Below are 21,374 nucleotides of genomic sequence, written 5' to 3'. Positions count from 1 at the left end.
CTATTTATAAGTGCCGTGATTTAAGGGCGCTTTTCAATAACCTTGTCGATCAAGCCGTATTCACGAGCCTGCTCTGCAGACATAAAATTATCGCGGTCAGTATCTTTGGCAATCGTCTCAATGGATTGACCAGTACGATCGGCCAAAATTTTATTTAAACGCTCACGTAAATACAAAATCTCACGGGCCTGAATCTCTATGTCAGACGCCTGACCACGAGCACCGCCCAATGGCTGGTGAATCATCACACGTGAGTTAGGCAAAGCGTAGCGCTTACCTTTCTCACCGGCACACAGTAAGAAGGCGCCCATACTGGCAGCCATTCCCATACATAATGTGCTGACGTGCGGCTTAATAAATTGCATAGTGTCAAAGATGGCCAGACCAGCAGACACCGAACCGCCTGGAGAATTTATATAAAGAGAAATCTCTTTATCTGGATTTTCACTTTCCAAAAATAAAAGCTGTGCAATCACTAGATTTGCGGTTTGATCATTTACCTCACCCACCAAGAAAACCACACGCTCTCTCAGTAGACGGGAATAAATGTCATAAGCTCGCTCGCCACGCCCAGAAGTTTCAATCACCATGGGCACTAAGCCCAAGGATTTAGGCTCTAAATTCTCTGAAAGGGAATGATTCTGGATCATGGGATTGGGCCTTTATAAAAGATTAAATACTTTATGAAGATCAGTTTAACTTGCTGAGCTCTTCAAAAGAAATGGCTTTGTCAGTTACTTTTGCAAGTGACGTGAAATACTTAATGACGTTATCTTCTAAGACCAAATTCTCAATATCCTTTAAGCGGCTTGGATTGCTGTAGAACCAACGCACCACTTCTTTTGGATCTTCGTAAGTAGCAGCCTGTTCATCGATCTCAGCCTTAATTTGATCAGCAGTTGCAGCCAAGTTTTGCTGCTTAACAAGGTCACCCAAAATCAAGCCAAGACGAACACGTTTAGTAGCTTGTTCGGCAAACATTTCAACAGGGATCGGAACGTCTTTTGCATTTGGAATGCCACGTTGCATCAAGTCTTGACGTGCAGACTCAACCAATCGCTCCTGCTCAGAGGCAACCAAAGATTTTGGAACATCGAGTTCACACAAGCTATTGAGCTTTTCCATCACTTCGTTTTTCAACAATGAAGTGATGCGGCGCTTTACTTCGCGATCTAAGTTTTCTTTTACTTCTGCACGCATTTTTGCAACACCGCCTTCAGTTACACCCATTGACAATGCAAAGGCATCATCAACAGTGGGAAGGTGCGGCCAATTCACTGATTTAACAGTGATCGTGAATTCGGCTGTTTTGCCAGCCACATCTTTGCCATGGTAGTCGGCAGGAAATGCTAATGGGAAAGTTTTGCTTTCACCGGCTTTCAAGCCCAATGTAGCCGCCTCAAACTCAGGCAACATACGGCCCTCACCCAGAACGTACTCAAAGTTTTCCGCTTTGCCGCCAGCGAATTCAACACCATCAATCTTGCCAACAAAGTCGATCACCACTTGGTCGCCAGCTTGGGCTGCCATGTTTGCACCGCCATCTCCATGATGACCAGCTTCACCGCGTGGGTGATAATGAACTTGCTGTTTACGCAAGACATCAATTGCGCGATCGATCTCAGGATCTGCGATTTCGGTAAGGTACTTAGTCACTTCGGCTTTGCTAAAGTCGCCAATTTTTACTTCTGGCAATACTTCAAACAATGCATCAAATACGATTGTGTCTGCTTCTAATTCACTTTTAGGCTCTAAGCGCGGTTGTCCTGCTAGCGCGATCTTTTCTATTTGCGCGAGTTCATAAAACAACTCAGAGGCTTTGTCGAACTGAAGTTCGAAATCAACCTGCATACCATATTGCTTTTCAACTAAATTCTTAGGCACTTTGCCTGGACGGAAGCCGGCCATCTTCATGGTCTTGCCTAATTTAACCAAGCGGGCTTCACGCGCTTTAGCCAAATCTGCACGAGCAAATTCCAAGGTTACTTTGCGGTCTAACTGACCTAAATTTTCTATCTGCACAGCCATTCTCGTCTCTTAATTGAAAAACAGGGTATGTGAAGTCCAAGCCAAGTAGCACTTTGTGGTGCGAGGAGGGGGACTCGAACCCCCACACCATTACTGGCGTCAGGACCTAAACCTGGTGCGTCTACCAATTTCGCCATCCTCGCGCGAATTTCCGCAAACGCTACCGAGCTTAAACTTCACTCTAAAGACCGTAATTCTACAATGCTCGGCGTATTTAGACTTTATAAAGCAGGGAGACGGCATGAACAGCAATGCCCTCACCCCTGCCTAAATGCCCTAAAGACTCATTTGTTTTGGCCTTTAGATTGACATGGCTAGGTGTAACGGCTAAGTCAGCAGCAATATTTCGAACCATCTCAGGCAGAAAATCAGCCAATTTGGGCTTTTGGCAAATGATGGTGGCATCGACATTGCCAATGTGAAAACCAGCGGATTGAATCTTTTGCAAAGCTGCTCTAAGCAAAATTCGACTATCCATGTCTTTAAAAGCAGGATCTGTATCAGGAAAGAGTTGCCCAATATCATTTAATCCGGCAGCTCCCAGCAAGGCATCCGTAATCGCATGCAATAAGGCATCCGCATCGGAGTGACCCAATAACCCCTTTTCATAAGGGACATGGACACCGCCCAAAATGAGTTTTCGATTCTCCACCAAGGCATGGACGTCATAGCCCTGCCCAATACGAAATTGTGGAATGTGAGTGGGAGATTGAGTCATAAAGATAGCTAGAAGTTAGTTGCGAGCTGCCATGAGCAATGATTGCATGAGCTCCCAGTCTGCAGGATGGGTTACCTTGAAATTACGAATAGAGCCTTGAACCAAAAGCGGCTTTGTACCTGCCAGCTCCATTGCACTGGCCTCGTCAGTCACATCCGCATCTCCAAGAATAGCAAGCTCTAGTGCGTCATGCAGCTGCTTTAAACAAAACATTTGGGGCGTTTGTGCCTGCCAGAGATGATCTCGTGAAATTGTTTTATCCACCCTAGTAGGATTACCTGCAATCGCAGAATTAAAATCTGAATGCTTCAATGTATCGGCCACAGGAATAGCCAGCAAACCTCCAGAATCAGATGATTCGACAGCCTCAATTAATTGGCCTATCAATTTTGGCGTAATACCAGGGCGCGCAGCATCATGGACTAAAACCCAATCATTCTCAGAGACACCAGCCGTCAACATGGCAGCTAAAGTGTTTTTGACTGTTTCCTGGCGGGTTGGACCACCCGTAGGCAAAAAATGCAATGGCTTGTTGCAATTTGGGCTGGCGGCAAGCTTAGACAAAATCAGGTTATCGATAAAACTATGGCTCACTGCAACCCATACCGAGTTAATTCGAGGACTTTGCATAAAAGCTTCTAACGCATAAGCAAGCATTGGGCGCCCCGCCAATTGTTGAAATTGCTTGGGAAGCTCGCCCCCCAAACGCAAACCAGCCCCTGCAGTCGGCAAAAGGACATGACATTTAGGCAACTTGCTATTCGTTGAGCTCATACCTGATTCTATAATGAGCTTCGATGTCAGATGCATTAGAACTAGCACCCCCCATACCTGCACCGCGGGCTGGGCAGCGCTTTACCTTTTCAGGGCTCGTTGGCTCCGCTGATGCCGCCCTGATTGCCCAAGCAGCCACACGCCACCGACAAAACTACTCAGTCATGGTTGTTTTTTGCGCCCATGCGCAAGATGCACAACGCCTGCTTGAGGAAATTCCGGCTTTTGCCCCAAAAATTAAAGCTCGCCTTCTACCTGACTGGGAAATCCTCCCATATGACCATTTTTCCCCCCATCAGGATTTGGTTTCTGAGCGTCTTGCCACCCTCTATGAGCTACTAAATGGTAGTTGTGACATTGTCTTAGTCCCCGTCACTACGGCCCTACAGCGTTTAGGTCCGCCCCAGTTTTTATCAGGGCACACCTTCTTTTTCAGGCAGGGTGACAAGCTCAATGAAGCAGCATTGAAGTTACAACTGCAACAGGCTGGGTATGACCCCGTCAGTGCCGTGATGCGTCCTGGCGAATATAGTATTCGCGGCGGACTGATTGATTTATTTCCAATGGGATCTAGCCTGCCATATCGCCTTGATCTATTCGGCGATGAAATTGAGCAGATACGCTCCTTTGATCCAGATACACAGCGCAGCCTTTATCCAGTGAAAGAGGTGCGCCTGTTGCCTGGTCATGAATTTCCCTTTGATGATCAATCTCGTACTGCATTTAGAAATCGTTGGCGTGAAGTGTTTGAAGGCGATCCAACGCGCTGCTCAATCTACAAGGACGCGAACTTAGGTATACCAAGCGCCGGCATTGAATCTTATCTGCCGCTTTTTTTTGATGAGTCGTCCACCCTCTTTGATTATTTCCCCCGCTCTGGCGACCCAGTCTGGTTAGTCAGCATTGGTGATGCAGATGAAGCGATACGCAGTTTCTGGAAAGACACTCTCCAGCGCTACGAATTTCTGAAGCACGATCTTGATCGTCCTGTACTACCACCCGCCGAACTGTTTTTAGATGCGGATGAATTCTTCTCCAAACTAAAACCGAATGCCCGTCTAGCACTTGAGATAAGCGGGGATAAAAATAATGAAGCCGCGTTTCTTCAAGTTCCAGACATTGCCGTTCACCGTCGCGATGCTGATCCCATAGCCCGCTTACGCGATCTCGTCTCTAAGGAACGTATTCGAGTTTTGGTATGCAGTGATAGTGCTGGTCGTAAAGAATCTATCCGACAATTATTTGAAGAAAGTAACTCCGTCGCTGGACAAGATGGTAGGTCGCTCTACCCGCTCAAGCCAGAGGGTTTTGAGAGCATTGCCGACTTCATTAAGAGCGATGCTCTGTTTGGTTTAGTAACGGCACCGCTCTTTAATGGTTTCACTTGGCCTAGTGAAAATCTCATTGTCATCACGGAAGCAGAATTATTTACATCCACCGCTCGGCAACGCCGTAGGGGGAAAAGCTCTGATAGCGCCGATCCAGATATGTTGTTTAAGGATCTATCAGAGCTCAAGATTGGTGACCCCGTAGTGCATGCAGATCATGGCATTGGTCGCTACCAAGGTCTAGTGCTGCTCAATGTTGCGCCGCCGAAAGACGCCCCTATTTTCGAAGAGTTTTTACATTTGGTTTATGCCAAGGACGCCACTTTATACGTCCCAGTACAGCAACTACAAATGGTTACTCGTTATGCAGGTTCTGATCCTGATACGGCACCTTTACACCACCTAGGTTCAGGCCAATGGGATAAAGCGAAACGGAAAGCAGCAGAACAAATCAGAGATACCGCTGCAGAACTGCTGGGATTGTATGCAGCTAGAGCGATACGCAAGGGGCATGCCTTTGAATTTTCTGCTCATGACTATGCTGCTTTTGCCGAAAGCTTTGGCTTTGAAGAAACCCCTGATCAGGCTCATGCCATTGCTGCAGTCATAGGCGATATGACCAGTGGTACACCAATGGATCGCCTAGTATGCGGCGACGTCGGTTTTGGAAAAACAGAGGTGGCCCTACGCGCTAGCTTTGTTGCTGTGATGGGTGGCAAACAGGTTGCAATATTGGCCCCTACCACCCTGCTGGCAGAGCAACATGTAGCAACCTGGAAGGATCGCTTCGCGGATTGGCCGGTGAGGATTGTTGAGCTCTCTCGCTTTAAGACTACCAAAGAAATTAATGCCGCCCTCGAGGCAATCGCCAAGGGGGAAGCAGACATCATTATCGGCACCCACAAACTACTTTCCAAGGAAACACAATTCGCCAATTTGGGTCTTGTGATCGTTGACGAAGAACATCGTTTTGGGGTTCGCCAGAAGGATGCCCTCAAAGCATTACGCGCTGAAGTGGACATCTTGACGTTAACTGCTACCCCTATACCTCGCACCTTAGGTATGGCAATGGAAGGTTTGCGTGAATTTTCTATCATCGCAACAGCGCCTCAAAAGCGTTTAGCTATTAAAACCTTTGTGCGACGTGAAGGTGATGGCGTCATCAGAGAAGCAGTATTGCGCGAAATCAAACGTGGCGGCCAAGTGTATTTCCTGCACAATGAGGTCGAGACTATTGAAAATCGCAAACACGCTTTACAAGAACTCATACCAGAAGCGCGCATCAGCGTTGCTCATGGTCAGATGCATGAACGGGAACTCGAATCGGTCATGCGTGAATTCGTAACACAGCGCACCAATATTTTGCTGTGCACAACTATTATCGAAACCGGCATCGATGTGCCGACCGCCAATACCATCATCATGCATCGCGCCGATAAGTTTGGCTTGGCTCAATTACATCAATTGCGTGGCCGAGTTGGTCGCTCCCATCATCAAGCCTATGCATACTTACTGGTTCCTGATCCGGATGCGCTTAGTAAACAAGCGCAATTACGCTTAAATGCTATTCAAGCAATGGAAGAATTGGGGTCTGGTTTTTATCTTGCCATGCATGATCTGGAAATTCGCGGGGCTGGAGAGGTCCTAGGCGACAAGCAATCCGGTGAAATTCATGAGATTGGTTTTCAGCTCTATACGGAGATGCTCAACCGCGCTGTCAAAGCACTCCGTAGTGGCAAAGAGCCTGATCTTCTCTCACCCCTTCAAGCCACTACAGATGTCAATCTAGGAGTTCCAGCGCTCTTTCCGGATGATTATTGCCCAGACGTTCACGAACGCCTATCCCTTTACAAGCGCTTTGCGGGCACCAATGATTTTTCGGAACTCATGGGTCTACGCGAAGAATTAATAGACCGTTTTGGCGACTTGCCAGATCAAGCAAAATCATTTTATGAAACCCATCGACTGCGCCTTGAAATGGCCGGCTTTGGTATCAAAAAAATTGATGCTAGCCCGCTTTCAATACAGATTCAATTTATTCCCAATCCACCGATTGATCCAATGAAGATTATTCGTTTGATTCAGTCTTCAAAGCATATTCAATTAAACGGGCAAGATAAGCTGAAGATTCTGCCGCAAAAAGAAAATGATTTCCAAAAACTTGAGCAACGCTTAGAACATATTCGCCGTATCTTGCGCAGCCTCAACGAATCTGCCATGCTTTCTACTGCATAAGCCAATTAACCATGAGCCATCCTCAGACCCTAGTCGCGTTATCTACCGCGCCAATACACTCCTCTTTAAATGATTCACTGACACATCATGCACAGATTATTGGAGTGGAATTACTGCCATCTCAACTCGATACAAATGCGCCACCTTATTTTTCACAACGCTGGACGGCATCATCAACTATCCCGCCAGAAGCTCGCGCAGTATTAAGGGAAATTGCCAGCCAACACCAATCAGATCTCGCTTTCTTATCTGCTGCATTTAAACCCCATGCAATAAAAGTATTAGCTATGGATATGGATTCAACCTTAATCAATATTGAGTGCATTGATGAGATTGCCGATTTCACAGGTAAAAAAACAGCAGTCTCAGAAATTACCGAAGCAACTATGCGCGGTGAAATCAAAGACTTTAAGGAAAGTTTGCGTAGACGCGTCAAACTGTTATCGGGTGTTTCAGAGGATGTTCTAGAATCCATCTATCAAGAGCGTTTGCGACCAAACCCTGGAGCATACGAGCTGCTCAATGGTGCGCATGAGCGAGGACTTTATACGCTGCTAGTTTCTGGTGGATTTACTTTTTTTACTGAAAAGCTGCGCGTGCAATTGGGATTTAAACAAACTCAAGCCAATACACTGGAAATCATTGACGGCAAACTGACCGGCAATGTGCTTGGGGAGATTGTTGATGGTGCCGCCAAGTCCATGTACGTGGACCAAGCCTGTCAGGCTCTGGGAGTGAGTAAAGCGCATGCAATGACGATGGGTGACGGCTCAAACGATTTGCCCATGATGCATGGATCTGGTCTTAGCATTGCCTATAAAGCCAAACCCTTGGTTAAAGAAAAAGCCGACGCGGCTTTTGACCGAGTCGGCTTAGATGCAGCGCTGCTGCTAATTCAATAAGCGAATTAAAGACGCTCAAAAATAGTGGCAATACCCTGTCCACCACCGATACACATGGTGACCAAAGCATATTTGCCCTGAACGCGTTGCAACTCATGAATAGCTTTGGTGGCAATGGCAGCACCAGAGCATCCAATCGGGTGACCCAAAGCAATTGCACCACCATTCACATTGGTTTTTGCTGGATCAAGTCCAAGCCCTTTGGTGACAGCTAATGCTTGGGCTGCAAATGCTTCGTTTGATTCAATGACATCGATTTGATCTAATTTCAGACCAGCACGTTCTAAAGCAATCTTGGTTGCTGGAATGGGGCCTTCACCCATGATGTGATTTGGCACTCCAGCAACTGCATAAGAAACCAATCGCGCAAGCGGCTTATGCCCTGCTTTTTTAGCCGTTTCGGCATCAGCCAACACAAAGAATGCAGCGCCATCATTAATACCTGAGGCATTACCAGCAGTCACGCTACCACCCTCTTTTTTGAAAACAGCCTTCATCTTGGCTAATGTTTCCATGGTGGTGTCAGGCTTGCAGTGTTCATCTGTATCAAACACGATATCGCCCTTACGAGTCTTGATCGTGATTGGAACGATCTGGGACTTAAAGCGACCCTCTTTGATTGCATTTGCTGCACGACGATGTGATTCAACCGCAAGCGCGTCTTGCTCTTCGCGCGTCAACTTCCATTTCTCAACCAGGTTCTCAGCAGTCACACCCATATGGCCAACACCAAATGGGTCAGTCAAAATACCCACCATCAAGTCAATCATTTTGGTATCGCCCATGCGTGCACCGCTACGCATCGCAGGTGAACCATACATACCGCGTGACATCACTTCAACACCGCCACCAACACCATAGTCACAATCGCCCAACATAATTTGCTGAGCCGTTGTCACGATGGCCTGTAAACCAGAGCTACATAAACGGTTTAATGCCATAGCCACAGACTCCATTGGCAGGCCTGCCTGTATTGAAGCTACGCGCGCAACATAACCGTATCGACTGTCTGTAGGAATCGTATTGCCTACAGTGACGTAATTTATTAAGGCTGGATCTACACCAGAGCGTGCAACCGCCTCTTTCATCACAATGCCACCGAGTTCAGATGGCTCAAAACTGCTTAAGGCTCCATTAAAGGTACCAATTGCGGAACGAACTGCACTTAAGACAACGACATCACGACTCATATCAATCCCCTTAGCTAAACCCTGTTTTGGGCTAAATTAGTAAATCAAACTGCAGTTTTATTCTAAATATCAAGTCTGCGCTACTAGGTCATGCCCTTGGGAGCTCACGACTGTGGCACGAATGATCTCACCCGCACGATAGCGCTTGGAGGGCTTAGCAGGCGGTAAAACCCGCACCAATCCATCAATTTCAGGGGCATCGCCCACAGTTCTGCCAATTCCACCAGCATCATCGACTCGATCTATGAGCACCTGAATGCGCTTCCCGATTTTTTTTGTCAGGCGGTTCACTGAGATTTCTTCTGCTTTTGCCATAAAACGGGCACGGCGCTCCTCGCGGATGGCATCGGGAACCGGCTTATCGAGCGCATTAGCCAATGCACCCTCAACTGGAGAATAAGCAAAGCAACCAGCGCGATCAATCTGGGCTTCATCTAAGAAACGAAGAAGGTAATCAAATTCTTCTTCGGTTTCACCTGGGAAGCCCGCGATAAAAGTACTGCGAATGACTAAGTCTGGGCAAGCTTCACGCCAGGCCAAAATACGCTCCAAATTCTTTTCACCACTGGCAGGTCGTTTCATCCGCTTTAACACATCGGGATGCGCATGCTGCAGCGGAATATCTAAATACGGCAGGACGCCATAACCGTGCTCAGAAAATTCGGCCATTAAAGGCAGAATGTCGTCCACATGCGGATAGGGGTAGACGTAATGTAAACGCACCCAAGCCTGATGCTCCCTGGCAATCTGATTGAGTGCATTCACCAAATCATACATGCGTGTCTTAACTGGTTTACCATCCCAAAAACCAGTACGGTACTGTATATCTACACCATAGGCGCTAGTGTCTTGTGAGACCACAAGCAGCTCTTTCACACCAGACTCAAACAGGCGTTTAGCCTCAAGTAGCACTTCACCAATTGGTCTGGAAACTAAATCGCCACGCAAATTGGGAATGATGCAAAAGGTACAACGGTGATTGCAGCCTTCTGAGATCTTGAGATAGGCGTAATGCTTTGGCGTTAACTTGACGCCAATCGGTGGCAGCAAATCTGTAAACGGATCATGCGGCTTGGGCAAATGTTGATGTATCGCCTGCATCACTTCGTCCGTAGCATGTGGGCCAGTCACGGCTAACACCTTTGGATGGATGCTCTGAATAAGGTCGCTGCCATCGGCATTTTTTCGCGCACCCAGGCAACCAGTCACGATCACCTTGCCATTCTCGGCAAGTGCCTCACCAATAGCGGCAAGACTTTCCTCTACGGCTGAGTCTATAAAACCACAGGTATTTACAACAACGAGATCCGCACCTGAATAATCTTTAGCGGTCTCATAACCTTCTGCACTCAATTGCGTCAAAATAAGCTCAGAATCAACCAGGGCCTTAGGGCATCCTAAGGATACAAAACCAACTTTTCCGACCACGATTATTCTTTGCTTGCTTTATCAGTTTTAGGGGCTTGCTGCCCAAAAGGGAAGCTGCTGAACAAATTTTGAGAACCTTGCATTTGCTCTTGCATCTTTACAAATAGATCCTTGCTCTGATCCATGTAGTTGCCCATGAGGCCCTGCATCAAAGGATTATTGATACTGAGCATTTGCGCCCAGGCCTCAGGACTGCTGCCTGCTCCCATCCCCTTGGATTGGTCGCCTAATTTATTGTGGATATCAACAAAAGACTGCATGGTCTTTTCAAGGTAGCTACCCATCAGCCCTTGCATTGAGTTTCCATAAAAACGAATGATCTGGGAAAGCATCTGACTAGAAAAAACAGGGGCACCTCCAGCCTCTTCTTCCAAAATAATTTGCAGAAGAATATTGCGAGTGAGGTCATCGTCAGTCTTGGCATCCAGCACTTTAAATACTTCCCCAGACATCACCAAAGCCTTGATGTCTGATAGGGTCACATAAGCACTCGTTTGGGTATCGTATAGACGGCGATTGGGGTATTTTTTAATTAAACGCTCATCACTTGGAGTCTTGGTACGGGTGGCCATTTATGTTTCCTCAATTTATGTACTGCAATGCAACATCGGCATAGTTTATCCCTAGTTTCTACTTTGGGTAAATTTGCCGATGTTGGGCACTTAATATGGCCTAAAAACAGCTTAGCCCGTATGCAAACCGCCATTTAAGGAGAAGTCAGCACCAGTTGCATAACCACCATCCTCTGAAGCAATCCAACAGCAAATTGAAGCGATTTCTTCTGGAGTGCCAAGGCGTTTGACTGGAATCCCGGCAATAATCTTCTCAAGTACATCCTCACGGATCGCCTTAACCATGTCGGTGCCAATATAGCCAGGAGAAACCGTATTGACTGTGACACCCTTAGAAGCAAGCTCTTGGGATAAGGCCATCGTAAATCCATGCAAGCCCGCTTTTGCGGTTGAGTAGTTTGATTGGCCGAATTGTCCTTTTTGACCGTTTACAGAGGAGATGTTGATAATGCGACCCCAACCGTTATCAGCCATGCCATCAACCACTTGTTTGGTGACGTTAAATAAGGAATTGAGATTGGTATCAATTACCGCCTTCCAAGCATCCGGGGTCATTTTACGGAAAACACTGTCGCGGGTAATGCCTGCGTTGTTTACCAAGACATCCACACGCCCTACTTCAGCCTTCACCTTATCAAACGCAGCAACGGTACTATCCCAATCAGACACATTGCCCTCTGAAGCAATAAAGTCAAATCCCAATGCTTTTTGCTCGCCAATCCAGCGGTCTTTTCGTGGAGAATTCGGACCACATCCAGCAATCACCTTGAAGCCATCTGCAGCTAAGCGTTGACAGATAGCGGTACCAATACCACCCATACCACCAGTTACGTATGCGACTTTTTGAGACATTGTGCTCCCCCTTGTGAAATCAGTTTTATTATTAAATTAAACAGCTGTACCAATTTTTTCTTTTACATATTTACCCGGTGCAGCCTCCAACTTTTTGTACTTCGCGTTACCGAATGTCGTTTTGGCTGGTACTTTTTTTCCGCCAAATTGAGCAAGCCACTTTGTATAGTTTGGCCACCAGCTCCCCTTGATTTCTTTGGCGCCTGCCAACCATTCATCGGCTGTTTTAGCAATAGCGTCATTCTCAAAGTAATAGCGTTTATTTTTTGCTGGCGGATTGATCACGCCAGCTATATGTCCGGAGGCACCCAACACAAAACGGTTTTTCCCTTTGAGGAGATGCGTGGATTCATATGCCGATTTCCAAGGAACAATATGGTCCTCTTGGGATGCATAAATATAAGCTGGAATAGTGATTTTGCTTAAATCAATTTTTTGCCCACAAATAGTCACTGTGTTTGGCTTGATCAAATCATTTTGTAAATAGGTATGACGTAAATACCAACAGTACATCGCCCCGGGTAAATTGGTGCCATCGCCATTCCAATAGAGCAAATCAAATGGTGGCGGAGAATTTCCTTTTAAGTAATTCTCAACTACGTAATTCCATACCAGGTCATTGGGACGTAAGAAGGAAAAGGTATTTCCAAGATCTAAGCCCGACATCATCCCAAAGTTTCCGCCCTCACCACCGATGGTGGTTTCACGCATCTTTACCATGGTCTCATCGATAAAGACGTCCAGCACTCCGCTATGAGAAAAATCTAGCAACGTAGTTAACAAGGTTACGCTGGCCACTGGATTTTCTTTTCTTGCCGCCAATACTGCGAGAGCGCAACTAGTTAGCGTACCCCCAACACAGAAACCAAGGATATTAATTTGCTTGCTGGCGCTGATCTCTTGCACAACCTCAATAGCCTTGATCACACCACCGCCAACATAATCTTCCCAGGTCACTTTTGCCATGGAATTATCAGGATTTTTCCAAGAAACTAAAAATACAGTGTGACCTTCATTCACCATGTGACGAACCACCGAGTTATCCGGCTGTAGATCTAATATGTAATATTTATTGATGCAAGGAGGCACCATTAAATAAGGTCTTTCAAAAACAGTCTCGGTGGCTGGTTTATATTGAATCAACTCAAACAGCGGGCAACGAAAAACAACTTGGCCTTCGGTGGTGGCGATATTTTTGCCGACCTCAAATGCACTCTCGTCAGTTAAGGACACCTTCCCCTTTTTCATATCGCCAAGCAGATTAACAATCCCGTTTTGGATAGACTGGCCTTGGGAGCTAATGATGTTCTCTAAAACTTCTGGGTTGGTTGCAATGAAATTGGACGGCGATAATGCATCAATCATCTGCTCTGTGGTGAACAAGATTTTTTGCTTTGCTTTTTCATCAGCCTCCACCGCTTTCGCCAAATTCATCAAATACCTTGAATTAAGCAGATAAGTTGCGGCGATGATTTTGCTCCATGAAGAGTGCCAAGCTTTTCCTGCAAAACGACGATCCTTGAGTTCAATCGCTTCAGGATTGGTTGCCAGATGCGCCAACTCAGCAAAATAGTCTTTCTGAATTTCAGTCAAACGCTCTGAAGGAATTAAGGCCATATGATGTGGCGCCAAGGATGGCGTGCTACCGGAATTCATTCCTGCAAACATAGTCGTCTCTTATAGTGAATGGATACATTCTCGTTGCATATATGCACTAAGGTTATACGCACTAACCCTAGCAAATACCAAATTCTAGTAATAACCCGTCAAAGAGTCTATGCAGAAATCCAGATAAAAGATGCAAACCGACCAGTTAACCCATCTCGACGATAGGAAAAGAAGTGTTCTTTTTCTTGATAAGTACAGTGTGTGCCACCGGAAATATCCTTCAAGCCTAAAGCCAATAAACGCTGCCGGGCAAGCAAATAGAGATTTGCCAAATACTTTCCTTCGCGCCCAGCAATCGGAACAAAAGCATCAGGCGGAATTGGCAGCCCATCTGAGCAAAATGCATCAACAACGTCTTCGCCGACCTCAAAGGCGTGTGGGCCAATCGCAGGCCCCAGCCAAACCAGAATATCTTCTGGTTTTAAATCTGTACTCAGCCGCAGGATCTCTTGCATCGTACTTTCCAAAACCCCCCCACAAAGACCGCGCCAGCCGGCGTGCGCGACCCCGACCACTTCGCCATTGGAGCTACTAAATAAGACTGGCAAACAGTCTGCCGTCATCACAACCAATACTTCATTGGGAACATTAGTCACTGCAGCGTCAGCCTCAATGCCTACTTTTTGAAAAAGGGACCTTGATATGGGCGTGCTCACTGCAACACCATGGGTTTGCTTTAACCACAGCGGTTCACTTGGTAATTGAGTCTTCAGAATATTGCGATTTTCCAATACCGCCCGAGGATCATCGCCTACGTGATCACCCAAATTTAAAGAGGTATAGGGCGGCTTGCTGACGCCCCCGGCACGCGTACTAAATCGTGCCTGCGCCCCTGGCGGCAAAGACCATTCTGGCGTCAAAAGAGGCATTAGCGATGATCGTTTTGAATGGAGGCCATTAAACCCGCCTCTGTTGGAAGGCTATCTAAATCAATTGCCACCTCAGACATCAAATCCATCAGGTCAGCAGGCGGCAAACGAAACCAGGTCATCGTCTCATGGGTAGCAGGATGTTCCAAACTCAGGGCATAGGCATGCAATGCTTGCCTATGAAATGGCAGCGTTTTAGCTGCGCCAGGCGTTTTCTTGCGATAAACGGGGTCTCCAAGCAATGGAAAACCCAGTGACTCTAAATGCACTCGAATTTGATGGGTTCTGCCAGTCTCTAATCGGCACTCCAATAAAGCAAGCGGGCTTGAAGCAAACTCGCCCTTGGCCAAACGCCGAAACAAGGTAGCCGCTGGTTTGCCTTGGGCGATACCGGCTGCCATACGCAAACGATCCCTTTGATCACGCCCAACAGAAGCCAGAACTTTGCCTTGGCTGGGTGCTTCACCCCAAACCCAAGCCAAATAGCGTCTGCCAACGGTTCTTTCTTGTAATTGACGCACCAGAGCAGTTTGAGCCAGAGCGGTGCGCGCCACCACCATCAGACCAGAGGTATCTTTATCTAAACGATGCACAATGCCAGCCCTAGGCAGCAGCTTGAGCTCCGGATAATGAAACAAGAGTCCATTCAGTAAAGTGCCAGTCCAATTGCCTGCTGCAGGATGGACCACCAAGCCAGGAGGCTTATTAACCACAATGATGGAATCGTCTTCGTACACAATGTCCAGAGGGATGTTTTCAGGACTAAAAGCAAATTGTTCAGGCATTTCTTGTGGAAAAACCTTAATACTTTCGCCGCCACGCAGTAAATACCGGGCTTTGGTGATCTTTCCATCGACCATCACAGCCCCCGCCTCAACCCAGGACTTGAGGCGATTTCGAGAATAATCAGGCAAAGCAGCAGCCAAAATCTTATCTAAACGCTCGCCTGCCACCTCATGGGACATTTCTAGAGCAATGAAATCCTCTTCATCGATATAATCAACGGGATTCGAATCAGGAGTTTGCGGCAATGCCACGCTTAAAGAGCCTTTCAGTTATGTCGGACGTTATTTCAAACGCCAGTTTAAGGCTTGCGGCCATTGTTGAGTCATCTCGCCAAAAAAGCCACAAATCTTTCAAAATTATCCCCGCTGCGCTATTACTCACACTCAGCGCTGCTTGCTTATTGCTCACTGCTTGTGCTGGTAGCGATGGTCAGAAGGATGATACCGATGTATGGTCTGAAACCAAGCTTTACTCTGAAGCAACTGCAAAGCTCAACGATGCAGACTATGCAAAGTGCGGTAAATATTTCGACAAACTAGAAGCCCGCTTCCCTTTTGGCCCCTACTCACAGCAAGCACAAATTAATGCCGCTTATTGTTACTGGAAGGCTGAAGAGCAGCCCCAGGCAATTATTGCAATCGATCGCTTCATTAAATTACATCAAGGTAGCGAGAGCCTGGATTACGCGTATTACCTTAAAGGACTCATTACCTTCAACGATGACTTGGGTTGGCTTGGCAGGTTTACTGGGCAAGACTTAAGTGAGCGCGATCCCAAGGCTGCCAAAGAAGCATTTGAATCATTTAAGACGGTGGTTGAGCGCTTCCCAAACAGTAAATATGCGCCTGATTCTCTTGATCGCATGCGTTATATCGTGAACTCGCTGGCAGAGTCAGATGTTCGCATCGCCCGTTATTACTATGAACACGGAGCTTACTTGGCATCAGCTAATCGCGCCCAATTAGTTATTCGAGATTATGACCGCGCCCCAGCTGTTGAAGAGGCTTTGTACCTATTGGTTAAGTCTTACGAAAAGTTAAACATGCCCGAACTGAGCAATGACGCTTTGAGAGTCCTTCAACTGAACTTCCCCGACAGTCAGATCCTAGTGACAGGACAAACCCCCAAGAAAGAGCGTCGCTGGTGGCAGCTGTGGAATAAATAAACTACTAAAGATCAAGAATAAGGGCGCTTTAATAGGCGCCCTTTTTTCATCCCATCAATCTTCAAACCGATAACTACTCGATCGATACTGGCACCCGAGGCGCTAGGGCACATAAAAGCTCATAACCAATAGTGCCGCTCATCTGAGCGACATCATCAACTGAAATGACCGCACCCCAGAGCTCTACTACAGTCCCAACTCCGGTAGCAGGCGCAGCTCGTAAATCAATAGTAAGCATATCCATTGAAACTTGACCAACGATCGGGCAAGTCACCCCCAGCCCATTCTCAGATTCAACCCAAACCGGGGTTCCATCTTTTGCATGTCGTGGGTAGCCATCAGCATAGCCGCACGCCACCACTCCAATCCGCATATCTTCAGGAGCCTCATAACGACCGCCATAGCCTACCCGATCACCCTTTTTAAGCTCCTGAACATCAATAATTTCACTGCGCAGTTGCATGACAGGCTCAAGGTGGGCATGCGCAATATCAGCATGAAGCCCAGTGGGTGAAGCTCCGTAGAGCATGATGCCTGGTCGCGCCCATTCACCAACGGCGTTGCGATGCCACAAAATAGCGGCTGAGTTACCCAGTGAGCTTGATGCCTCCAGGCCCTCAATGGTTTTTTGGAGACACTCCATTTGCTGACCTACTGTAGGCTGTCGATCAATTTGATCGGCATTGGCAAAGTGCGTCATATGGTGCAAGTGGTAACCAGCAGCATGTAGGCGGTGAAATGCATTTCGATAGGCCTTAGGAGTAAATCCAAGGCGATTCATTCCGGAATTCAGTTTTAAGAAAATATTTAAAGGCTTACCAGCTAAAGCATTCGTTTCCAACCACTGGATCTGCGCCTCGCAATGGACCACTAGATCCAAATGTAATTCACGGGCAACTGGAATCTCGTTCTCATGAAATAAACCCTCCAAGAGCAAAATACGGCCCTGCCACTGCTGCGCCCTGAGCCATAGCGCATCCTCAATGTCCAGCAAGGCAAATCCATCAGTCGATTCAAGACCCTGCAAAGCACCTTCAAGACCATGCCCATAAGCTTTGGCCTTAATAACGGCCCAAATTTTGGACTCTGGTACCAGCTCGCGAACGCGGTTTAAATTATGCCGAAAGGCACTGGTGCGAATAGATGCCAAAATTGGTCGATTAATCAAGCGATTAGCTAAACCAGTCATATCCACCCCTCCTTTCATGTTTTAATTGCACTAATGACTAGATTGTACGAATGAACCGCAGTTTTTACATCATTATGGCGGCGCAATTTTTTTCGTCGCTTGCTGATAACGCATTGCTGATCGCAGCAATCGCCCTCTTGGTCCAGCTCAATGCTCCGGCCTGGATGACTCCTTTACTCAAATTATTCTTCGTACTCTCCTACGTCTTGCTTGCGGCCTTTGTGGGCGCCTTCGCCGATTCCAGGCCCAAGGGCAATGTGATGTTCATTACCAATACCATTAAGTTTGTAGGTTGCATTGTCATGTTGTTTGGGGCTCATCCATTGTTTTCATACGCCATTGTGGGACTTGGAGCCGCAGCCTATTCCCCAGCCAAATATGGCATCTTGACCGAACTTCTCCCCCCTGAAAAACTGGTTGCCGCTAATGGCTGGATTGAGGGGCTGACAGTGAGCTCGATTATTTTGGGTACCGTCCTTGGGGGCGTCCTGATCAGCAATGCAGTATCCCAAACACTATTGGGCTTTGATATGCCCTTTATTGATACCGGCATAGATACCCCTGCTGAGTCAGCCATTCTTGTCATTATGATGATTTATGTGATCGCCGCCATGATTAATCTGCGTATCCCAGATACGGGTGCACGCTACATGTCGCAAAAAACCAATCCCCTTGAGTTAATTAAGGATTTTGCGCATTGTTTTACAACCCTCTGGGATGACCGTCTAGGGCAAATCTCCTTAGCTGTTACCACCCTGTTTTGGGGTGCAGGCGCTACCTTGCAATTTATTGTAATTAAGTGGGCTGAAGTTGCTTTGCATATGAATCTGTCTCAAGGAGCCATTTTGCAAGCTATCTCCGCTGTTGGTGTTGCCTTCGGTGCAGTCTGGGCTGCCTGGCGCGTGCCTCTGCGCAAATCTCTGTCAGTACTCCCCTATGGCATTGCAATGGGGGTGGTTGTTTGCATCATGGCTTTATACAACTCCAATATGCTTCCTGATACCACGCTCTTTACATTCGGACAACTGAAGCTGAGCCTTAATTTATTGCCGGCATATGGCTTATTAATACTGGTAGGCAGCTTGGCTGGTTATTTTGTGGTTCCAATGAATGCCCTGTTGCAACATCGTGGTCACGTCTTGATGTCTGCAGGTCATTCGATTGCCGTCCAAAATTTCAATGAAAATATTTCTGTTTTGATGATGCTGCTGGTGTACTCATTGCTCATTTGGCTCGATATCCAAATTCAATTTGTCATTATTGGGTTTGGAATCGTCGTGAGCGTCCTCATGTGGCTTGTAATCAAGCGCCATGCCGCCAATCAAGCGCAATATGACTCCATGCATCTGATTGGCGAAAGCAAGCACTAGAGGCTGTGTAAGACCGAGCGAGCGAGGATCAAGTCCTGCCAAAGCAAGGCCTTATCTTTAGGCCTGGCGAGCAATTGATTTAATTCAAACGACGCAATCAAGGGTACCTCTTCATACCCGTCCGCCGCAATACCCAAAACCGTTTCTCTTAACTGAGGCAAGGGATCTCGCTCACCTGAGAGTTTCTGTGCAGCCGGACCACCGAAGGCAAAAGCAATGACTGGCAAAGAACCCAATTGCGCCTCTTTACCTACCAAACTTTCTGCAGGGTTCTTCCAAACCCACTCATTTTGGTCAAGTCCTAGGGCGCGAACAATATTGTGAAATAAGGTCTGCGCATCACCCTGGGGTGGCGAACCAAAGAACCACCACATGCCTTTATGCTGCCCAGGTGGACTAAGCTCATCCGCTTGTGCGACAGGGCTGGCTAATTCTGGCTGGATGTCGGACTGAGGTGCATCTCGGGAAGTCCATTCGGTAATTCCCATTTCTTTTAAGAAAATGGAGCGCGTACTAGTATTCATGTTGCTAGCTTAATCGATTTAGCCATCACGATCGCATCTTCACGCAATCCAGTCTCTGGATTGCTGGGGTAATAATTTTTACGGCCGCCGATCGCTTCAAAACCCATCTTTTCATACAACTTGAGGGCATTGGTATTGGAGGGGCGCACCTCCAAAATGATGCGCGGCATATTTTGCTGGGCTGCCACCCCCTCAATAGCCTTCATCATGCGCTGAGCAATGCCATGGCGACGCAAACTAGGGGCAACCGTAATATTGAGAAGATGAAGTTCATCCACTGCAGGATAGAGAATGCAATACGCCCAAAGCACCTCTGGATCCAAAAATGATCCTTTCACAGCCTGATCATGCGCAGGACGAATGCAATACGCCCAATGACCCGCAGCTAATGAGTCAGAAAAATTGCCCTTAGTCCATGGGTGAACATGAGATTGATTCTCTATTGCCAAGACAGCTTCCAGATCCACTGCACTCATTGGAAAAAAGGAAAGCTCAGCCACCCCATCTGCTTGTGGACTGGTGTTGACCGACATTGCTAGACCCCGAATGCGTTTTCACGCTCTAAAGTAGTTAAAGCTACTTTATTACGGATATACAAGGGCTCGAGAGCGTGCACTTCCAGTTGCCCACCTTGATCCCATAGGTGTTGGCCTTGGAGAAGCAAGCCCATAGCATGCACGCCAATTTGAGAATCCATCCTAGCCAGGGGTAAAGCTGGTTTAGCAGTGATCAGTAGACGCTCACCAAATTCTGCTATGGCACTACCCGCTACAAACTGAGCACCTGACAGATCGACCTCTTCGGGCGCGCTTAACATGACTTCACTCATACGCCTAGGTAAGGCTGCGGGCTGTGTTTCATATTGAGCCCAATACACCTCACCCATGCGTGCATCCACCGCAACTACAAATTGCGCATGATCCCGAGTCATTGCTTGATTAAATGGGCCGCTGACAGACAGCTGTGCTGCAATTGCATCTAAGCTGCAGACCGGCAGGACGGGAAGATTGGCAGCAATTGCTAAACCTTGAACGGCAGCTACTCCTAAGCGAACACCCGTAAAAGCACCGGGCCCAACGCCAATGGCGATTGCATCCAAGTCTTGGAGCGTTATATTTGCTTCGGCAAGCAGCTCTTCAATCCAAGGGAGCAATAGTCCACTAGCGCCTGCGGACACCTTTTGATGTCTAAGCAATGGCGTAGATTGACCTAAAGATAAAGCCACCGAACACCAGGCTGTAGAGGTGTCGATGGCTAATAATGCAGTCAATTTAAATCCTTAATAACAAACCCCAATTACACTTAATTAGGCGCTTAATCCTTGAATCACTTCAACGGGCGCCTGGACAAGCTCAATTAAAACACCTTCCCCGCTAATCGGGAATTGATCATTGCCTTTGGGGTGCACAAACGTAATGTCATAGCCAGCCGCCCCTTTACGAATACCGCCTGGGGCAAAGCGTAGGCCCTTGGCAGTAAGCCACTCTACTGCCTTTGGTAGATCATCGACCCAAAGACCAATATGATTAAGAGGGGTTTGATGAACCGCTGGCTTTTTTTCAATGTCAAAAGGTTGCATGAGGTCAACCTCAATCTCATGCGCACCTTTACCAATTGCGCAGATGTCCTCATCGACGTTTTCACGCTCAGATACAAAAGTGCTCTTGTACTCAAAACCCAATAAGTCTACCCAAAGGGTTTTTAGGCGGTCTTTATTTTCGCCTCCAATAGCAATTTGCTGAATACCCAAGATTTTGAATGGCTTTGTCATTGTCA

General features: G+C 47.2%; 20 protein-coding genes and 1 tRNA gene. 4 read left to right on the top strand and 17 right to left on the bottom strand.

From position 1 onward, the window contains the following. Positions 1 to 20 precede the first annotated feature (20 nt). The 5 genes from clpP to ispD form a co-directional block, all read right to left on the bottom strand. Entirely contained in the window at positions 21 to 650 is a 630-nt protein-coding gene (clpP, locus tag BOQ04_RS03170) for an ATP-dependent Clp endopeptidase proteolytic subunit ClpP (protein WP_076023326.1), read from the bottom strand. Between the two features lie 40 nt (positions 651 to 690). Continuing rightward, complete coding sequence (tig, locus tag BOQ04_RS03165) at positions 691 to 2,028, bottom strand: trigger factor (RefSeq protein WP_076023325.1); 1,338 nt, start codon at positions 2,026 to 2,028, stop codon at positions 691 to 693. Between the two features lie 56 nt (positions 2,029 to 2,084). Continuing rightward, positions 2,085 to 2,171: transfer RNA gene (locus BOQ04_RS03160), tRNA-Leu, on the bottom strand. Between the two features lie 71 nt (positions 2,172 to 2,242). Further along, positions 2,243 to 2,746 carry a 2-C-methyl-D-erythritol 2,4-cyclodiphosphate synthase gene (gene ispF / locus BOQ04_RS03155; RefSeq protein ID WP_076023324.1) on the bottom strand — a complete coding sequence of 168 codons (504 nt, stop codon included), beginning with the start codon at positions 2,744 to 2,746 and terminating at the stop codon, positions 2,243 to 2,245. Positions 2,747 to 2,761: 15 nt separating this feature from the next. Continuing rightward, entirely contained in the window at positions 2,762 to 3,520 is a 759-nt protein-coding gene (gene ispD / locus BOQ04_RS03150) for a 2-C-methyl-D-erythritol 4-phosphate cytidylyltransferase (RefSeq protein ID WP_076023323.1), read from the bottom strand. A gap of 23 nt (positions 3,521 to 3,543) precedes the next feature. On the opposite strand from ispD, the gene mfd reads away from it, so the two are divergent. Both mfd and serB read left to right on the top strand, forming a co-directional pair. After that, positions 3,544 to 7,083: a transcription-repair coupling factor gene (mfd, locus tag BOQ04_RS03145; protein ID WP_076023322.1), complete on the top strand. Its 3,540-nt coding sequence runs from the start codon at positions 3,544 to 3,546 to the stop codon at positions 7,081 to 7,083. 11 nt (positions 7,084 to 7,094) lie between these two features. Next, positions 7,095 to 7,985, top strand: a complete 891-nt coding sequence (gene serB, locus BOQ04_RS03140; RefSeq protein ID WP_076023321.1) for a phosphoserine phosphatase SerB — start codon at positions 7,095 to 7,097, stop codon at positions 7,983 to 7,985. A gap of 5 nt (positions 7,986 to 7,990) precedes the next feature. On the opposite strand, the gene BOQ04_RS03135 is transcribed toward serB, so the two are convergent. The 7 genes from BOQ04_RS03135 to BOQ04_RS03105 all read right to left on the bottom strand — a co-directional run bounded on the left by BOQ04_RS03135 (position 7,991) and on the right by BOQ04_RS03105 (position 15,601). After that, positions 7,991 to 9,175, bottom strand: coding sequence for an acetyl-CoA C-acyltransferase family protein (locus BOQ04_RS03135; protein WP_076023320.1), 1,185 nt, complete (start codon positions 9,173 to 9,175; stop codon positions 7,991 to 7,993). A gap of 69 nt (positions 9,176 to 9,244) precedes the next feature. Then, on the bottom strand, positions 9,245 to 10,603 hold the full coding sequence (rimO, locus tag BOQ04_RS03130; protein ID WP_076023319.1) for a 30S ribosomal protein S12 methylthiotransferase RimO: 1,359 nt from the start codon (positions 10,601 to 10,603) through the stop codon (positions 9,245 to 9,247). A gap of 2 nt (positions 10,604 to 10,605) precedes the next feature. Continuing rightward, positions 10,606 to 11,175, bottom strand: a complete 570-nt coding sequence (gene phaR, locus BOQ04_RS03125; RefSeq protein WP_076023318.1) for a polyhydroxyalkanoate synthesis repressor PhaR — start codon at positions 11,173 to 11,175, stop codon at positions 10,606 to 10,608. A 111-nt stretch (positions 11,176 to 11,286) separates the two neighbouring features. Further along, entirely contained in the window at positions 11,287 to 12,027 is a 741-nt protein-coding gene (locus BOQ04_RS03120; RefSeq protein ID WP_076023317.1) for a 3-ketoacyl-ACP reductase, read from the bottom strand. A 36-nt stretch (positions 12,028 to 12,063) separates the two neighbouring features. Beyond that, positions 12,064 to 13,695 (bottom strand): class I poly(R)-hydroxyalkanoic acid synthase, encoded by a 1,632-nt coding sequence (gene phaC / locus BOQ04_RS03115; RefSeq protein ID WP_076023316.1) that lies wholly within the window; start codon positions 13,693 to 13,695, stop codon positions 12,064 to 12,066. Between the two features lie 107 nt (positions 13,696 to 13,802). Beyond that, positions 13,803 to 14,564 carry a peptidoglycan editing factor PgeF gene (pgeF, locus tag BOQ04_RS03110; RefSeq protein WP_076023315.1) on the bottom strand — a complete coding sequence of 254 codons (762 nt, stop codon included), beginning with the start codon at positions 14,562 to 14,564 and terminating at the stop codon, positions 13,803 to 13,805. Next, positions 14,564 to 15,601, bottom strand: a complete 1,038-nt coding sequence (locus BOQ04_RS03105; RefSeq protein ID WP_083657497.1) for an RluA family pseudouridine synthase — start codon at positions 15,599 to 15,601, stop codon at positions 14,564 to 14,566. Before BOQ04_RS03105 ends, pgeF begins: the two co-directional genes overlap by 1 nt. A gap of 20 nt (positions 15,602 to 15,621) precedes the next feature. Between BOQ04_RS03105 and BOQ04_RS03100 the strand changes: the two genes are divergently transcribed. Beyond that, a complete protein-coding gene (locus BOQ04_RS03100) occupies positions 15,622 to 16,515 on the top strand; it encodes an outer membrane protein assembly factor BamD (protein ID WP_076023313.1) in 894 nt (297 codons plus the stop codon). A 73-nt stretch (positions 16,516 to 16,588) separates the two neighbouring features. Here the strand turns inward: BOQ04_RS03100 and alr are convergent, their stop codons facing one another. After that, positions 16,589 to 17,680, bottom strand: a complete 1,092-nt coding sequence (gene alr, locus BOQ04_RS03095) for an alanine racemase (protein ID WP_076023428.1) — start codon at positions 17,678 to 17,680, stop codon at positions 16,589 to 16,591. A 74-nt stretch (positions 17,681 to 17,754) separates the two neighbouring features. On the opposite strand from alr, the gene lplT reads away from it, so the two are divergent. Then, positions 17,755 to 19,074, top strand: coding sequence for a lysophospholipid transporter LplT (lplT, locus tag BOQ04_RS03090; RefSeq protein ID WP_076023312.1), 1,320 nt, complete (start codon positions 17,755 to 17,757; stop codon positions 19,072 to 19,074). On the opposite strand, the gene BOQ04_RS03085 is transcribed toward lplT, so the two are convergent. From BOQ04_RS03085 to BOQ04_RS03070, 4 genes are read right to left on the bottom strand one after another with little or no spacing between them, the layout of a single operon-like run. Then, positions 19,071 to 19,598: a uracil-DNA glycosylase family protein gene (locus BOQ04_RS03085; RefSeq protein WP_076023311.1), complete on the bottom strand. Its 528-nt coding sequence runs from the start codon at positions 19,596 to 19,598 to the stop codon at positions 19,071 to 19,073. The genes lplT and BOQ04_RS03085 overlap by 4 nt on opposite strands. Continuing rightward, entirely contained in the window at positions 19,595 to 20,131 is a 537-nt protein-coding gene (gene rimI / locus BOQ04_RS03080; RefSeq protein ID WP_076023310.1) for a ribosomal protein S18-alanine N-acetyltransferase, read from the bottom strand. Before rimI ends, BOQ04_RS03085 begins: the two co-directional genes overlap by 4 nt. A gap of 2 nt (positions 20,132 to 20,133) precedes the next feature. Then, positions 20,134 to 20,868, bottom strand: a complete 735-nt coding sequence (gene tsaB, locus BOQ04_RS03075) for a tRNA (adenosine(37)-N6)-threonylcarbamoyltransferase complex dimerization subunit type 1 TsaB (RefSeq protein ID WP_076023309.1) — start codon at positions 20,866 to 20,868, stop codon at positions 20,134 to 20,136. Positions 20,869 to 20,904: 36 nt separating this feature from the next. Continuing rightward, positions 20,905 to 21,369, bottom strand: coding sequence for a VOC family protein (locus tag BOQ04_RS03070; protein ID WP_076023308.1), 465 nt, complete (start codon positions 21,367 to 21,369; stop codon positions 20,905 to 20,907). Between the last annotated feature and the right edge of the window lie 5 nt (positions 21,370 to 21,374).

The sequence above is a fragment of the Polynucleobacter sphagniphilus genome (genome assembly GCF_001953355.1).
Taxonomy (GTDB): Bacteria; Pseudomonadota; Gammaproteobacteria; order Burkholderiales; family Burkholderiaceae; genus Polynucleobacter; species Polynucleobacter sphagniphilus.
Note: the sequence above shows the minus strand (reverse complement) of the source record. Positions and strands in the feature narration are given on the sequence as shown.

What these genes read in the sequence shown, in the direction of transcription:
- clpP (WP_076023326.1), bottom strand. Translation starts at nt 650, where the DNA reads ATGATCCAGAATCATTCCCTTTCAGAGAATTTAGAGCCTAAATCCTTG.
- tig (WP_076023325.1), bottom strand. Translation starts at nt 2,028, where the DNA reads ATGGCTGTGCAGATAGAAAATTTAGGTCAGTTAGACCGCAAAGTAACC.
- ispF (WP_076023324.1), bottom strand. Translation starts at nt 2,746, where the DNA reads ATGACTCAATCTCCCACTCACATTCCACAATTTCGTATTGGGCAGGGC.
- ispD (WP_076023323.1), bottom strand. Translation starts at nt 3,520, where the DNA reads ATGAGCTCAACGAATAGCAAGTTGCCTAAATGTCATGTCCTTTTGCCG.
- mfd (WP_076023322.1), top strand. Translation starts at nt 3,544, where the DNA reads ATGTCAGATGCATTAGAACTAGCACCCCCCATACCTGCACCGCGGGCT.
- serB (WP_076023321.1), top strand. Translation starts at nt 7,095, where the DNA reads ATGAGCCATCCTCAGACCCTAGTCGCGTTATCTACCGCGCCAATACAC.
- BOQ04_RS03135 (WP_076023320.1), bottom strand. Translation starts at nt 9,175, where the DNA reads ATGAGTCGTGATGTCGTTGTCTTAAGTGCAGTTCGTTCCGCAATTGGT.
- phaR (WP_076023318.1), bottom strand. Translation starts at nt 11,175, where the DNA reads ATGGCCACCCGTACCAAGACTCCAAGTGATGAGCGTTTAATTAAAAAA.
- BOQ04_RS03120 (WP_076023317.1), bottom strand. Translation starts at nt 12,027, where the DNA reads ATGTCTCAAAAAGTCGCATACGTAACTGGTGGTATGGGTGGTATTGGT.
- phaC (WP_076023316.1), bottom strand. Translation starts at nt 13,695, where the DNA reads ATGTTTGCAGGAATGAATTCCGGTAGCACGCCATCCTTGGCGCCACAT.
- pgeF (WP_076023315.1), bottom strand. Translation starts at nt 14,564, where the DNA reads ATGCCTCTTTTGACGCCAGAATGGTCTTTGCCGCCAGGGGCGCAGGCA.
- BOQ04_RS03100 (WP_076023313.1), top strand. Translation starts at nt 15,622, where the DNA reads ATGTCGGACGTTATTTCAAACGCCAGTTTAAGGCTTGCGGCCATTGTT.
- lplT (WP_076023312.1), top strand. Translation starts at nt 17,755, where the DNA reads ATGAACCGCAGTTTTTACATCATTATGGCGGCGCAATTTTTTTCGTCG.
- BOQ04_RS03085 (WP_076023311.1), bottom strand. Translation starts at nt 19,598, where the DNA reads ATGAATACTAGTACGCGCTCCATTTTCTTAAAAGAAATGGGAATTACC.
- rimI (WP_076023310.1), bottom strand. Translation starts at nt 20,131, where the DNA reads ATGTCGGTCAACACCAGTCCACAAGCAGATGGGGTGGCTGAGCTTTCC.
- BOQ04_RS03070 (WP_076023308.1), bottom strand. Translation starts at nt 21,369, where the DNA reads ATGACAAAGCCATTCAAAATCTTGGGTATTCAGCAAATTGCTATTGGA.